General features: G+C 52.0%; 13 protein-coding genes. 7 read left to right on the top strand and 6 right to left on the bottom strand.

Annotation, left to right across the window (positions count from 1 at the left end; all coding sequences use genetic code 11):
* Positions 1–3 precede the first annotated feature (3 nt).
* Positions 4–1,050, bottom strand: coding sequence for a sugar phosphate nucleotidyltransferase (locus C162_RS24255; protein ID WP_051493882.1), 1,047 nt, complete (start codon positions 1,048–1,050; stop codon positions 4–6).
* A gap of 15 nt (positions 1,051–1,065) precedes the next feature.
* On the bottom strand, positions 1,066–1,881 hold the full coding sequence (locus C162_RS24250) for a DUF6492 family protein (RefSeq protein ID WP_036698594.1): 816 nt from the start codon (positions 1,879–1,881) through the stop codon (positions 1,066–1,068).
* 218 nt (positions 1,882–2,099) lie between these two features.
* Here C162_RS24250 and C162_RS24245 point away from each other — a divergent pair, with 218 nt between their 5' ends.
* The 6 genes from C162_RS24245 to C162_RS24220 all read left to right on the top strand — a co-directional run bounded on the left by C162_RS24245 (position 2,100) and on the right by C162_RS24220 (position 9,361).
* Complete coding sequence (locus tag C162_RS24245; protein ID WP_036698591.1) at positions 2,100–2,855, top strand: YheC/YheD family protein; 756 nt, start codon at positions 2,100–2,102, stop codon at positions 2,853–2,855.
* A gap of 392 nt (positions 2,856–3,247) precedes the next feature.
* Positions 3,248–4,267 carry a LacI family DNA-binding transcriptional regulator gene (locus C162_RS24240; protein ID WP_036698589.1) on the top strand — a complete coding sequence of 340 codons (1,020 nt, stop codon included), beginning with the start codon at positions 3,248–3,250 and terminating at the stop codon, positions 4,265–4,267.
* Positions 4,268–4,392: 125 nt separating this feature from the next.
* Positions 4,393–5,388: an ABC transporter permease gene (locus C162_RS24235; RefSeq protein WP_051493881.1), complete on the top strand. Its 996-nt coding sequence runs from the start codon at positions 4,393–4,395 to the stop codon at positions 5,386–5,388.
* Positions 5,389–5,461: 73 nt separating this feature from the next.
* Entirely contained in the window at positions 5,462–6,289 is an 828-nt protein-coding gene (locus C162_RS24230) for a carbohydrate ABC transporter permease (RefSeq protein WP_143804221.1), read from the top strand.
* Positions 6,290–6,322: 33 nt separating this feature from the next.
* On the top strand, positions 6,323–7,963 hold the full coding sequence (locus C162_RS24225; protein ID WP_036698587.1) for a sugar ABC transporter substrate-binding protein: 1,641 nt from the start codon (positions 6,323–6,325) through the stop codon (positions 7,961–7,963).
* A 51-nt stretch (positions 7,964–8,014) separates the two neighbouring features.
* On the top strand, positions 8,015–9,361 hold the full coding sequence (locus C162_RS24220) for a glycoside hydrolase family 30 protein (protein WP_036698584.1): 1,347 nt from the start codon (positions 8,015–8,017) through the stop codon (positions 9,359–9,361).
* Between the two features lie 674 nt (positions 9,362–10,035).
* On the opposite strand, the gene C162_RS24210 is transcribed toward C162_RS24220, so the two are convergent.
* Together C162_RS24210 and C162_RS24205 are read right to left on the bottom strand one after the other, a co-directional pair.
* Positions 10,036–10,242: a helix-turn-helix transcriptional regulator gene (locus tag C162_RS24210; RefSeq protein ID WP_036698582.1), complete on the bottom strand. Its 207-nt coding sequence runs from the start codon at positions 10,240–10,242 to the stop codon at positions 10,036–10,038.
* Positions 10,243–10,448: 206 nt separating this feature from the next.
* Complete coding sequence (locus C162_RS24205) at positions 10,449–11,465, bottom strand: ABC transporter substrate-binding protein (RefSeq protein WP_036698580.1); 1,017 nt, start codon at positions 11,463–11,465, stop codon at positions 10,449–10,451.
* A gap of 214 nt (positions 11,466–11,679) precedes the next feature.
* Between C162_RS24205 and C162_RS24200 the strand changes: the two genes are divergently transcribed.
* Positions 11,680–12,195, top strand: coding sequence for a hypothetical protein (locus C162_RS24200; RefSeq protein ID WP_036698579.1), 516 nt, complete (start codon positions 11,680–11,682; stop codon positions 12,193–12,195).
* Positions 12,196–12,265: 70 nt separating this feature from the next.
* Here C162_RS24200 and C162_RS24195 read toward each other — a convergent pair whose 3' ends face one another.
* Positions 12,266–13,540, bottom strand: a complete 1,275-nt coding sequence (locus C162_RS24195) for an MFS transporter (protein ID WP_051493880.1) — start codon at positions 13,538–13,540, stop codon at positions 12,266–12,268.
* Positions 13,541–13,550: 10 nt separating this feature from the next.
* Positions 13,551–14,186: a TetR family transcriptional regulator gene (locus tag C162_RS24190; RefSeq protein ID WP_051493879.1), complete on the bottom strand. Its 636-nt coding sequence runs from the start codon at positions 14,184–14,186 to the stop codon at positions 13,551–13,553.
* Positions 14,187–14,327: the final 141 nt, after the last annotated feature.

The raw sequence follows: 14,327 nt of genomic DNA, 5'->3' as shown, positions 1-14,327 counted from the left end.
CCATCAGGGATATCCCGAACAGCCATCATCCGGTGTTTGAGATTTCCCTTTTTGTTTATGGCGGTCAGACGCCAGAATATCCTTGATCATGTTAGCGTTCTTCTTATCTGCGATTAGAATGCCTTCGGGACCGGCTATGGCGACTATACCGGAGACCCCAATGACATGCAGCGGCACCTCCAGCTCATTAATAAGGTGACTGTCCCCGCATTCTCCCCATAGCCCGCCTACTCCAATGACCTGTGATGGCAGCTTGGCCGTCAGCGTATCCCAGCTTCCCAGGTCGGACCATTCCCCTTCATGCCTTACGACAACAGCTTTGGTGCTGCGTTCTGCCACTTCCTTGTCGAAGCTGCGGACCGGAAGTCCTGGATACTGCGCGGTCAATGCTGCGAATTCCACAGGCAGCCCCAGCCTCTCCAGATGCTCCAGCAGGAAGCTCAGCCGCGAAGCGAAAACCCCGCAATTCCATAAGGCCTTCTCCCGCATCAGCTCCAGGGCTTTAACCTTATCCGGCTTCTCTGCAAAAGATAACACCTGAGCATACCCGCCAGAGTCTTCCTGTGCCGGGACGATATAGCCGTATTGCTCCGAGGGATAAGAAGGCCTCGTTCCAAGCAGGAGGAGTTCGGCCTCAGAATCGGCCAGAAGTGCCTCGAATTGATGGAACTGGCGGAAGAAATCATCATCTGCGTACATGTCGGCCGGAGCGATACAGATGATGTCCTCCGGCTGTGCCTTTCCGGCTGCAAGCAAGTGCAGCGCCCCAAACGCGGCAGCAGTGAAGGTCCCGCGCTTGCACGGCTCTCCGATTACCGGATAATTGCTTCCGGTATACCGCTGGGTAAGGGCCACCTGCTCCTGATGGGCCACGAGCAACAGGGATTCATCCAGTCCGGCCTGACCGAGCTGACGGCATACCCGCCCGATCATGGATTCTGTGCCCCCGTCCGGTGCAGGCAGCAGCGGCAGGAACATCTTGGAGCGGATGCTGCCGGACAGGGGCCACAGCCGCTGGCCGGAGCCGCCGCACAGAAGAATAGTATGCATCAATATCTTGCCTCCTTAAGGCTTGCCCGGAGTGGAGTATCCCTTGCGCTGATGGAAAGAGAGCGAACGGTAAGTCCCGGCGTACTTGCGGATTTGCGCCTCAGTCAGCGAGCCCGCCGGGGTCTTCAGCGCTTTATTATTGGCATTTTTGAGCAGCACAGAGGTGCGATTGGTGCTGTACACGTAGTTGGCATAGGTCTCGAATTCAGAGAAGCCGAACTGCCGCTTCTTGTTGATGGAGTGCAGAATAGCCGCATGCCAGGACATGCCGTGACGGGCTTCAATTTTTCTTTTGAGACTGGCCAGCTTCGCGGACTCAAACAGCATGTAGTGGGTCACGAACGACTTGGGCGAAGGCGCAGGTACACCGAGCAGCTTGCGGTAGGTGCGGAAATACTCCGGCTGGCTCCAGCTGCGGCAATAGAAGATGCTTTTCCCGCCGGAACGGAAGCGATGGGGACGGATAAGCACCGTATCTGCATCAATGACTAGGAAGTATTTCTCGCGGCATACCTGATCCCCATTCATCTTGAGCAGCTGCTGATACAGCCAGCCAGACCGGTTCCAGCGGGAGGAGGAATAACGGATTGCTTTTTTGGTGAATGGGAGGACGGTGGTTTCATTGACAAAGACGCAAGCTTTCCGGGAGCACAGCTGTCTGATTCTACTATTCTCCGGCGAGATAATATAGATATTACTGATAGGGTGCTGGACATAACGGCGAAGACTATCAATCACATAAGGGAGGGTGGCGAGGTCCTTTTCGATAGCAGGAATCAGGATGTCGATCGGTGGAGCGCTTGAGGTTACACTTACGGCAGGAAAGGACATGGATTCATCTCCATACACATATTGACATTTGAACGTCTTCACTAGGGTATGCCTGCGCAGCTGTGGTGGAGAGGGCAATTATCCTGCACTAAGTTAATCTTTTCATACGGGGCAAATGATATATTCCATGGCATCTCTACCGGCATAGGATGCAGTGAATATGTTTTTTTATGTAAAAATGGAGCGGAGTCTCCCAGCCCGGACAGGAGAGTGCATAAGTGACAGCCAAACAAGTTCATTCAGGACTGAGCAAATGGTATAAGACACAACTGCTGCTTAAGAACGAGACAATCAAGGGGTTCATCCCCGATACCCGGAGATTTAACAGGCGTAATCTGGAGCAGATGATGCACAGCTATGGAATGATCTATATCAAGCCGGAACGGGGAACGTATGGCATGGGCGTGATCCGCGCAGAGCGGAAGGACCGGCAGGGATATATCTATCAGTATGAGGAGACCGTGCGCCGGTTCGCTACGTTTGATGCTTTTCATCACAGTCTGGCGGCAAGAATCGGCAAGAGGAGCTATCTGCTGCAAAAAGGTATCCACCTGCTGAAGCATCACGGGCGCCGCTTCGATATCCGGGTGATGGTGCAGCTCAGTCCCAAGGGCGTATGGGAAGCTACCGGAATTATCGGGCGGCTCGGGCACCCGCGCAAAATTGTGACCAATTACCACAGCGGCGGTAAACCGACCGCAGTGGAGCATTTGCTCTCCACCCATCTGTCTGCGCAGCAGCTTGTGCAGCTTAAGGGGGACATGAACCGGCTGGGCACACGCATAGCGCAGCAGTTGAAGAAGACTTATCCGCACCACCGGCAGTTCGGTGTAGATGTCGGACTAGACCACTCACTGAAGCCGTGGATTATTGAAGTAAATATGAATCCTGATCCATACATTTTTAATCAGCTGAAGGATAAATCCATGTACCGCAGAGTAATGCGTTACCGGCGTTTGGGCTTGACCAAATAATACGATATGCCAAAGGAAGGCCTGCCAAGCTAAGGAAGGCCTTTCTTTGAAATATAAAAATGTATAGGGTTCACGCTATACATTATCTTTCTATTTCTCGCCGAAACGGTACCGTCCTTTGAAAGGACGGCAAAGCCGTTTCCACTTGGCATAAGTCTGCTGTGCACCCTCACTCCCGCATAGCTAAATCCCGCTGTCTTATAGTAAAATAAGATGAATTTAATGACATAGAAGTTATTGTATGCTAGACAGAGGTTAGGCCTCACGTCCGGCGGGCAATAATGAGCGGAAAAGGTGGATGGACAAGAAAATGAGAAAAAGTGTTGTGTTTAAAGCGGTTTCATGTTACTTTATAGTCAATAAAAACGTTTTTATCAAAAAGGAACATTGATATGGCTAAGATAACGATCAAGGATGTCGCACGGGAAGCCGGGGTCTCCATCTCGACGGTCTCCAACGCCCTGAATGATGTAGATGTGCTGAGCCCGGAGACCAAAGCCCATATTCTGAAGGTGGCCCAGCGCCTGAATTACGTTCCGAATCTGAACGGCAAGCTGCTGAAATCGGGGACCACGAAGATGCTGGGATTCTTCACGACAAGTGTGTCCGGTCCGTACTTCTACAAGCTGGTAGAATCCATGTCCCGTCAGTGCGACCGCATGGGCTATGGCCTGAATGTATTCGTCACCAAGGACAAACAAGTTATTATGAGCAATATCCTCGGACGGCGGGTGGATGGCGTCATTATCTATGAGGAGCTGGGCATTGACGAACAGGACATTGCCGCTATGAAGAAAGACAAGATTAAGGCGGTGTTTCTGGACCGGGTGCTGGAGGATGAAGGGATGGGCAGCATTATCTTTGATTCCTACGAATCAGGCTATGAGGCTACGAAGTATTTAATCAGCCTGGGGCATAAGCGGATTGCCTATATCTCCGGCGTGGATACGATGTTCGACAGCGTGCAGCGGAAGGAAGGCTATCTGGCCGCGCTGCGTGAATACCAGCTTCCGGTGGAGGAGGATTTTATCCTTCAGGGGTATTTTGAAGAGGATAGCACCTATAATGCCGTGAAGTCTTACCTCCGTCTGCATCCCGCGAGAGTCCCTGACGCCTTCCTGGCTGGCAATGATATCAGTGCAATGGGCTGTATTCAAGCGCTCAAGAGCTACGGTTATGAAGTGCCGCAGGATGTCAGCGTGATGGGCTTCGATGATATTGATATCGCCCCTTATTATTCGCCGCCGCTCACGACGGTAAGGAATCAGATTGCAAGACAGGGCATGCTGGCGATTGATCATCTGGTCCGCATGATTCAAGACAAGGAGCAGGGAGCAGCACAGAAGCTGCAGGGCGAGCTTGTCGTAAGAGGCTCAAGTCATGTGAAGCTGGAGCGGAAGGACCGCAGATAGAGGGCAGCTTGTGAAACTGATTTTACAGGAGGGGGATTTTTTGCGCCAAAATAAAAACGTTTTTATTGCCTTGAGCACCAATTTGAGCACCATCCGGATATCTCAATGGAGAGGGGGACAAGATCATGAATAAAACATCAGCGTCTGCTGCATCAGCTTCCATCCCGCCAGCGATCCCGCCGTCCGCCAAGAAGCCCATGGGGCAGCGGATCAAGGATTTTGTAACCGATTACAAAAGGCAGTGGGAGATTCAGTCGATGGTGCTGCCGGGCATTATTTTTATGATTATTTTTTGCTACATACCCATCTACGGGCTAACGATTGCTTTTAAGAATTACACGGTCATCGATACCTTATCCACTGCACCCTGGGTGGGGCTGGACAACTTCAGGATTATTCTGTCGGACGAATATTTCTGGGATGCGGTCGTCAATACGCTGGGCATCAGCTTCCTGAAGCTTGGGATCGGGTTCATCATTCCGATTATTCTCGCCATTATGATCTATGAGCTGAACATGGGCCGCTTCAAAAAATTCGTCCAGACGATCTCCTATCTGCCGCATTTCCTGTCGTGGATCGTCCTGGGCGGGATGCTGATCACCTGGTTCTCTACGTCCGGCTTGTTCAATGAGCTGCTGTTGAATCTCGGGCTGATCTCGAAGCCGTCCAACATCCTGCTGGATGCAGGCAAGTACTGGTGGATTGCCACACTGTCGGATATCTGGAAGGAAGCCGGATGGGGCACGATTCTGTATCTGGCCATTATGGCTAAAATTGACCCCACTTACTACGAAGCGGCCCGGATTGATGGAGCTGGCCGGCTGCGTCAGATATGGAATATCACCCTTCCGAACATGAAGGCGATCATCAGCCTGAATCTGATTTTGACGGTAAGCGGCTTACTCGGCTCGAATCTGGATCAGACGCTGGTCTTGATGAACTCGCAGAACCGGGCCAAGGCTGAAGTCATCAATTCCTATGTCTACCGGATGGGGATGACGCAGGGCGATTTCTCTTATGCTACGGCTGTCGGCCTCGGTGTCTCCATTGTGTCGGTAATCCTGCTGCTTATGGCCAACAAGGTCACCAGTAAATTGAACGATAATCAATCCGTGTTGTAGAGGGGGCGCTAGAGTGAATCGGAAGGTCATACGGGAAGGTCTCGACAGCCGGATCTTTGATGCGGTGAATAAGATGCTGTTGATCTGCTTCATGGTTATTATCCTCGTTCCCTTATGGAACGTAATTATTTCTTCCCTTAGTTCAGGCAGGGCGCTTGCCGAGGGCGGATTCATCTTCTGGTCCAAAGAATTCTCGCTGGAGAATTACCGGGCGGTCTTCAATGACAGCACGATCGGTCAATCCTTCGTTGTCTCGGTCGCCAAGACGTTCCTCGGGGTAATCACTCACGTGTTCTTTTGCGCAATGATCGGCTACGGTCTCAGCAAAAGATACATCCGCGGCCGCAAGCTGTATGTGGCGATGGGCGTGATCACAATGTTTTTCTCCGGTGGAATGATTCCGACGTATCTGCTTATCAAATCGCTCGGGCTGCTGAACAGCTTCTGGGTGTATATTATCCCAGCCTTATTCAGCTATTACGATGTGGTGATTCTGATGAACTTTTTCCGGAACGTGCCGGATTCGCTGGAAGAGTCGGCCAAGATTGACGGCGCAGGCGACTGGCATATTTTCCTCAAAATCTTCATTCCGCTGTCCATGCCCGCGATGGCAACCATCGCCCTGTTCAACGGGGTGGGACAATGGAACGACTTCATGACCACGAAGCTGTATATCACCGATCAGGCGCTCTACCCGCTGCAGATGAAGCTGTATGAGATTATAGTGCAGTCGCAGACCCAGTCCATGCAGAATATCGGCGGCTCCGTCGTCATTGAGACCACCACGAAAGGGGTTCAGCTGGCAACTATTGTCATTACCACACTGCCGATTGTTGCGATGTATCCCATTCTTCAGCGGTACTTCATCTCCGGCATGATGCTGGGAGCGGTCAAGGAGTAGAAGAGGTTCACTACATTATAGGAGGTCATGAATATGATCAAGATGACAAAAGTTCTCGGCACAAAAACGCTTAAACCCGCGCTGCTCCTGATGGCAGCTATGCTGGTAGCGGCAGGCTGCAGCTCAGGCGGCGGCAACACTAAGGCGGTAGAGGTGTCCCTGGACAACCGGTATACGGTAGACCCCGAGACTCCGGCCTGGCAGCTGGATAAGAAGAGCGAGACTACGGACTTAACCTGGTATGTGAACGCGGACTGGTGGAATACAGACTTCGGCAAGGATGTAGTCACCAAGAAGATCAAAGAGGATCTGAACATCAACATCAAGTTCATTACCGGGGACGATACGAAGCTGAATACGTTCTTCGCGGGCGGCGATATGCCGGATCTGTTGACGATCTTCGACTCCAATTCCCCGGTTGTGCAAAAGGCCGCGACCTGGGCGCTTCCGCTCAATGAGCTGGCGGAGAAGTATGATCCGTATTTCAACAAGGTGGCCGCTGCCGACACGCTGAACTGGTTCCAGCTGAAGGACGGCAAAACCTACGGTTATCCGAACTATTCCAATACACAAGCGGATTATGACAGCGGTAATATTCCGGCGAAGACGGCTTTTGTCATCCGCAAGGATGTGTATGAAGCGCTGGGCAGCCCTGACTTCGGGACCCCGGAGGCCTTCAGGAAGTCTATGAGCGAGATTAAGGCCAAGTTCCCGGACATGATCCCCTTCGGGTTCAATGCCATCGGGGAAGGGACCGGTTCACTCGGGGATGCGCTGCAGGATTTCATCGGCGTTCCGCTGGAGACAGAGGACGGCAAGTTCTACAACCGCAATCTGGATGAGGATTATCTGACCTGGCTGCGGACGCTGAATGCCGTGTACAGAGATGGGGCGATCAGTGATGATAGCTTCGCGGATGACGGAACCGGCTTTGAGGAAAAGGTAAAGTCCGGCAAATATGCGGCCATGCTGCTCGATGGTACGCCACAGCAGGGCGGCAATCTGCAGATTTTCATGAGCGCCAATCCCGGTAAGGAGTATATGGCTGTTGACGGGCCGCAGAGCACCGTAGGTCATCAGCCGACATTGAATCAATCCGGGATTACCGGCTGGATGATCAATTATATCACCAAGAACTGCAAGGACCCGGCCAAAGCGATTCAGATCTTCACCTATCTGTTGAGCGAAGAAGGGCAGAAGCTGATGAACTACGGGATTGAAGGCGTAACTTATAAATCCAACCCGGACGGTACGGTTGAGCTGCTGCCGGAAGTGAAGGACCTGCAGCTTAATAATGCGGATAAGTTCAAGAAGGACTACCGCATGGGCGAATTCATGTTCTTCGGACATGACCGCCACAAAGCGCTGAGCAAGGACGCGTTCCCAGAGTCGATTAAGCAGATGCAGGAATGGGGCAAAGGCAAGCTGAAGCCGCATTTCATCCTGGAGAATATTAACCCTGATCAGGGGACGCCGGAGGCCCGTGGCCAGACGGCCATTAATACGAACTGGAACACCACGCTGGTCAGCATGATCCGTGCCAAGGACGAGGCTGCTTTTGACAGTACGCTGGCCGATCATGAAGCATTCCTCGACAAGAACAACTGGAGCAAGATTGTTGAGGTTCGCAGCGAGAAGATGAAGGCCAACAAGGAAAAGCTGGGCATTAAGTAAGCAAGGTGCAGGGGGAAGGCCCGCTTAAGTAACAGGATGGAGGGAAAGAATATGCGTGAAATTATCATATACCAGTCTAGTGGAGAGAACAGCCTGTTCGTGAAACAGCCTGCTGCGGCGTTGCCGCAGGCTCCTGCTGGCAGAGTTACGGTTACTGTAGACATTGATGCAAGTAAGACCTATCAGGAGATGGATGGCTTCGGGGCTTCCTTCACTGATTCGTCCGCCTACCTGATTCATCAGGTGCTTGACGCCGGGCAGCGGACAGAGGTTATGCAGAAGCTGTTCGATCCGCAGGAGGGCATCGGCCTGTCCTTCCTGCGGAATCCCATGGGGGCCTCGGATTATGCAAGAACGGTCTATAGTTATAACGACCTGCCTGAAGGCGGGAGCGATCCGGAGTTAGCCGGATTCTCCATCGCCCACGATGAAGCGGACATCATTCCTCTGGTGCAGGAGGCATGGAGGCTGAATCCTGAGCTGAAGCTGATGGCCTCCCCCTGGAGTGCGCCGGGATGGATGAAGACTAGCGGCTCGATGATCGCCGGGCGGCTGAAGCCGGAGTATTACGGAGTCTATGCGGATTATTTTGTCCGCTATATTCAGGCCTATGCCGCTCATGGCTTACCTATCTATGCTGTTACTGTGCAGAACGAGCCGCTCTATGAGCCGCAGCATTATCCCAGTATGCTGATGCTGCCGGAGGAGCAGCGGGAGTTCATCCGCGACTATCTGAAGCCTGCCTTCCGGCAGCACGGGCTGGCCGCCAAAATCTTCTGCTACGACCATAACTGGGACCGGCCGGATTATCCGCTGTCTGTGCTGGAGGAAGCCGCAGCAGATGTCGACGGCGTAGCCTGGCACTGGTATGGCGGTGCGGCGTCCGCGCAGTCGGAGGTGCTGTCGGCTTACCCGGATCATGAGGTCCATTTCACCGAAGGCTCCGGCGGGGAATGGATTCCTCCGTTCGAGGAGGCCTTCTCCAATGTGATGCGCACGGGAATTGAGATTCTGCGGAATCACAGCAAGTCATTCGTGCTATGGAATATGGCCTTGGATGAGCAGAACGGCCCTACGGTGCCCGGCTTCGGCGAGAGCACCTGCCGCGGGGTAGTGACGGTCAACCAGCAGACCCGGGAGCTGACTTATACCCTGGACTACTATGCACTGGCACATTTCAGTAAAGTAATCCGCCCGGGGGCAGTGCGCCTGGAATCTGTCGCCAGCCATGAACCGGTGCGCTCCGTAGCCTTCCGCAACCGCGACGGGTCCATCGCAGTCGTCCTGTTCAACGACGGGGAGACGCCGGAGACCGTGGCTGTGCGGCTGGAGGGGAAAGAATTACTGACCTTTGATATCGCTGCGAAGGGTGCGGTTTCAGTGAGGGCGGGCAGGTAAGAGGGAGTGGAAATATAGGCTGGACGAAGACTTAGGCTGCCGGGATTTTCCCGGGCAGCCTAAGTCTTTTTGACGAGGAGTAGTGCGATGGTACATGGGCGGAATGTATGCGGAAAAGCGAACACATTCGGCGCTGCATGGGCACGCGGGCCAATTGTAATCGGAAAACCGATTACAATGCGCTGTCGCGGGGCATGTGGACCGAATGTAATCGGAAAACCGATTACAATGAGCACACTGGGGTACGTGGGCCAAATGCATGTGAAAAACTGAACATAATTAAATGTAGCGTATCCATGTTGCGCATGGTTAATGCTGAACGCTGTGGAGTTGCCCGGAAGGGGCCTGCCAACTCTATAATCTTTTATCAAAATATCTTAAGGCTGCTAGTTCGATAGCATCCCGCATAAAGAGTATAAGCAGTAAATAGGTTAGTAAATTGCTAATAGACATTGTAAATTGAATGTCGGTGAATAGGGTGACAATTAATCCGATACAAACTACCAGATTGAGTAAGTTATTGTAGTGCATTGCTGCATTATTGGCCTTACTCTGGACCAATTTCCACCGTTCATCATTTTTATATTTCGTTATTTTTACAGCCTTGAAGAGTTGTAGGGAAATAGTGCATACCACTACAAACACTATTACTATAATCATTACGATTTGGTAAATCATTCTTCTTCCTCCCCTGGTATAAATACTTGATCAATGGATACATTGAACGCCTTCGCTATATTGAAAGCCAGCTCCAGCGATGGGGTATATTTATATTTCTCAATGGATATTACGGCTTGCCGGGAAATTCCGACCTGCTCTGCCAGATCGGCTTGTGTCCAGTTTCGTTCAGCTCTCAACACCTTAATGCGATTTCGGATCAATGTAACGGACTCCTTTCTTAATGTAATCAACCAGTTACATTATTAGTGTAATCAACCCGTTACATTTTGTCAATAAAAGGATGGTGTTCCTCCTACTAAACCTGTCGACAAAGATAAAGGGATGTTTCGCTGTAGCCATTGAAATGGCTGCGGAACATCCCTTTTTTTGGTGCAGAGAATTAGTCGTACGAGTTTGTCTGATAAGCTTACTTAGCACCCTTGCTGCCAAAAATCTCAACGATCTCATCCAGCAGCCGGTCTAGGGTAATCGGGTCATCGAAGTTATATTTGCTGTCGAAGGTGTATACACGGCCTTCCTTAACGGCAGGAATCGCTTTCCATAAACCGGTGTCCATAAGTGCGTTCTGTCTCGCAACTGTTTTGCTGCTGGTGTCGGTAAGGAGGAACATATGCTTTCCGATATACTGTGGCAGCACCTCGTCGGATATGGTTACGAACCGTTCGTCGGCATCGACAAGCTTCTGTACGCCTTCTGCCGGCTTGAAGCCAAGTTGTCCGTACAACGTTTCGTTCAGACCTTTACTGCCCATAATGTACAGCTCCGAGCCAAGCACAAGCAGGGAGGTGGCTGTATCGCCTTCGGTCAGGTTGAGCTGCTTCTTCACGGAGGCAACCTTCGTCTTATAATCATTGAACCAGCGGTCCGCAGCTTCCGTGCGGCCGAACAAGTCAGCGAGTTGCCGGACACGCTCCTCCGTCGGGAAGGTGCCGTCAAGGCCCACCACCACGGTTGGCGCGATTTTACTTAACGCTTCAATCCCGGTCTCGTCCCAATCGTCGAAGATAATCAGGTCCGGGGATAAGGCCAGAATCTTCTCAGCAGAGAACGGATAACCGATGTCCTCAATCCCTTCGAGCAGATCGGGGTAAGCCACCTGAGTACCGATGACGCTTAGCGAAGCACCTGCAGGCTTAATGCCTAGTGCAAGCAAGTCACCCGGATTACTGCCTACATACACAATCTTCTGGGGCTGAGTTGGAATTTCAACCTCCCGTTTCTTGTAATCGGTATACATCCGTGTTGCAGCAGCGGCTTCCGTGACAGCCGCCTTGCTGGCCTCAGGCGCTGTGGTTGCCTGACTTGTGGCGGCGGCTGTAGGAACTGACGCAGTAGTTGTATTATCTGGCTTGCCGCAGGAAGCCAGGATCAAGGTGAAGAGAAGCAGTGTTAACGGGAGTACTAATTTTTTGAGGCTTGGCATGTGCAATGCTCCTTAAGAGAGTATGTATTATAATGATTATGATAATCATTATCACTTAATTATGATAGAGACGAATAGCTGCGTTGTCAATCCTTAAGCTGCTTTTAGCTCATTTGGAAAAATAACTGAAGGCTGTTTTCTGCTGATGAGAAGCACCCGACGCAATAAAATGATAGAATAATAGTCATAGTCTTATACAGGGAGTGAATTTCTTATGAAAAAGATTGCTGCCGGAGTCATTGCCGGAGCGATACTGATGGTGGGTGCGCAGGCGCTGGGCGCTTCTGCAACACTGGTAGGAAAGGCCATTCAGGCGGAGTATACGATAAATGTGTATGGGAAGAAGCTGGCCGATCCGGCTATTGTTATTGACGGCAAGAGCTATGCGCCCGTGCGCGCCATCGGCGAACTGGCCGGATTCCAAGTGACAGTGAAGGGTAAAACGATCAGTCTGGACGATAAAGGGCGGGCGGCTCCTCCTTTGTCTGACGAGAGAAGCTCGCTGGTTGGTCCTGTGCCGGTTAGCCCCCCTGATCCTGCCATAACTGCGGCCAAGAGTAAAATTGATATTATTGACGACAAAATCGATACCGTGGTTACTAACATCCTGACCACCAGCAGCCTGTTGAAAACGAGTCCCGGCAATGCCGAGCTCAAGCAGAAGCTGGAACAGTACAAGGAAGAGTACGCCGATCTGCTGAAGCAAAAGGACCAGGAACTGCAGAAATGAATAAGTTGCCCCGTAGCCATGAGTGACGTTGATTATGGACTGCGGGGCTTTTTGCTCAGAAATACATGTTCTAGCTAGCACGCTCAGCCGCCGAATTGTCACCCTTATTTAAGGAAAGTCTGCGGACCAGCGGCGGCAGAGCGAAAGCGTAATATACACTAACCAGCAGCGTACATACCGCCAGAAGATAGTGCAGCCAAGTGATGGATACAATAGCCGGAAAAGCAAAGGCAACCAGCCCAAGCGCCAGCGAATGGCCGAGCATCATAATGGGCTCAATCAGAGCATTAACACGCCCCATATTCCTCGGGATGACCAGCTCCGGCAGCCAGCTGCCGATAGCGATATTCACAGGAGCAATGCAGAAGCCTTCTATGAGAACGAGCGGAAGATAGACCCAGACGCTATTCGCCGAGCCCAGCGCAACAATGAGCAGGCTGGACAGCAGCAGTCCGGTGATCAGCACCTGGCTCCGTGTGAACCGGCGGATCAGCGGGGAGGCTGCCAGGCTTCCGGCCAGATACCCGATGCCCAGGCACAGATTAATGAGAGAGGCATGAAGCATGTAGGAACCGGGACTGAGCTTGTATTTCATTGTAAAAATAGGGAGAACCGCAAACACCCCATTGACGATCCCGAAGAACAGGAAGCCGGAGATGAGCGTCAGGAGCAGCCTGTGACTGAGGATATAACGAAGACCTTCCAGGAAATCCCCGATGAGCCGGGGAAAACGGATATCCCTCAGAGCGTGGTGACCGCCGGGCATCCGTACATCCTCATGGAACCGGCAGCTTAGAATGAGCAGTCCGGAGAGGAGGAAGCTGATGCCGTCGATTAGAATGGCACCCTCAATTCCAAGGAAGCGGTAGGCGAATGCGCCAAGGCTCATGCCGAACAGCATGAACAGTCCCATAATCATCTGGTTCAGGCCAACAGCCTGCACATATTGCTCCTGGCCGATGCTACCCTGCAGCAATCCCATCTCGGCAGGACCGAAGAACTTCGCTACGGCACTGCGCAGGAAGAGCAACAGGAAGCATAAGGTCAACAGCTCGAAATGTAAGGCAACGAGGAGCAGCAGAGTTAATCCCGCCCTGATCCAATCGCTGTATACAGCGATACGGGCGCGGTCAAGCAGATCGGCGATAACCCCTACCAGCCAGAACACGGCCAGGGTAGGCAGAGAATACATCAGTTCAGCAGTTGCCGCCAGCGCCGGACGGGTACTGAAGTGATCGACCAGATAGTAGGCAAAGGCCATATTTCCGACCACTGTTCCGAGCTGGGAAGCAAAGTTGGCCAAGAACAGCCTGGTGAAGACAGGGTTGCGAAAAAGCGCAGACATAAGTTGCCTCCTATTCCAGAGCCGGACGGGGCCCGGGGTTCAGCAGCTGCTTCAGATAATCTAGCAGCGCTTCGATCTGCAATTCCGTATGGGCAAGCTCGGCTCCTACAGCCAGGGTATGCGTTGCTATCCCTTCCTGATAAGAAGCTGTAATTCTTGCAATCTGGTCGAGTGGCAGCACAGGGCTGAATTCCCCGCGTTCCACTCCTGTGCGAAGCAGTGCTTCTAAGCGTGAAAGACCTGTCTCGTAGCGTTTCAACAGGAGGCTTCGCCGCTGCTTATCCCTTGAGCCGCCAAGAAAATACTCATAGAAGGCCGGCAGAAAGCTTCCGCCCGGCATCTGCATTAGGTCAGCCTGCTGATCGGCATACATCTGCCGGATAACTTTCCAGATCATAGGTTGTCTAGCTGCCAGTTCTTCCAGGTAAGCCTCATGCTCTATGTCCTGCTGATCCAGCAGCGCCTCGAAGATTTCCGCCTTGGTTTGAAAATACAGATAGATCCAGCCGCGGCTCATCCCGGTTTCATCCAGGATATCCTTGAAGGTAGCGGCTTCATAGCCTTTGGCGGTGAACACCAGCTTCGCAGCATTCAGGATTTTGGAGCGCCTTTCTTCCTTCTGCTGATCGGAGATTCTCGGTGACATTCGGATTCCTCCTTGTTTATAATGACACGTGCGTCATTTTTATTATAATGACACGGTTGCCATTTTTCAAGCGGCAGTTTGACTCAGATATCAATAATTAGCTATAAGAAGCTATACAGGTTTTTATAACACGTGTTATAC

This window comes from Paenibacillus sp. FSL R7-269 (genome assembly GCF_000517865.1).
Classification (GTDB): domain Bacteria; phylum Bacillota; class Bacilli; order Paenibacillales; family Paenibacillaceae; genus Paenibacillus_AQ.
Note: the sequence above shows the minus strand (reverse complement) of the source record. Positions and strands in the feature narration are given on the sequence as shown.

Bases quoted from the DNA above. Each gene is read 5' to 3' on its own strand.
- C162_RS24220 (WP_036698584.1), top strand. From the start codon at position 8,015: ATGCGTGAAATTATCATATACCAGTCTAGTGGAGAGAACAGCCTGTTC.
- C162_RS24205 (WP_036698580.1), bottom strand. From the start codon at position 11,465: ATGCCAAGCCTCAAAAAATTAGTACTCCCGTTAACACTGCTTCTCTTC.
- C162_RS24190 (WP_051493879.1), bottom strand. From the start codon at position 14,186: ATGTCACCGAGAATCTCCGATCAGCAGAAGGAAGAAAGGCGCTCCAAA.
- C162_RS24200 (WP_036698579.1), top strand. From the start codon at position 11,680: ATGAAAAAGATTGCTGCCGGAGTCATTGCCGGAGCGATACTGATGGTG.
- C162_RS24235 (WP_051493881.1), top strand. From the start codon at position 4,393: ATGAATAAAACATCAGCGTCTGCTGCATCAGCTTCCATCCCGCCAGCG.
- C162_RS24250 (WP_036698594.1), bottom strand. From the start codon at position 1,881: ATGTCCTTTCCTGCCGTAAGTGTAACCTCAAGCGCTCCACCGATCGAC.
- C162_RS24240 (WP_036698589.1), top strand. From the start codon at position 3,248: ATGGCTAAGATAACGATCAAGGATGTCGCACGGGAAGCCGGGGTCTCC.
- C162_RS24195 (WP_051493880.1), bottom strand. From the start codon at position 13,540: ATGTCTGCGCTTTTTCGCAACCCTGTCTTCACCAGGCTGTTCTTGGCC.
- C162_RS24255 (WP_051493882.1), bottom strand. From the start codon at position 1,050: ATGCATACTATTCTTCTGTGCGGCGGCTCCGGCCAGCGGCTGTGGCCC.
- C162_RS24225 (WP_036698587.1), top strand. From the start codon at position 6,323: ATGATCAAGATGACAAAAGTTCTCGGCACAAAAACGCTTAAACCCGCG.
- C162_RS24230 (WP_143804221.1), top strand. From the start codon at position 5,462: ATGCTGTTGATCTGCTTCATGGTTATTATCCTCGTTCCCTTATGGAAC.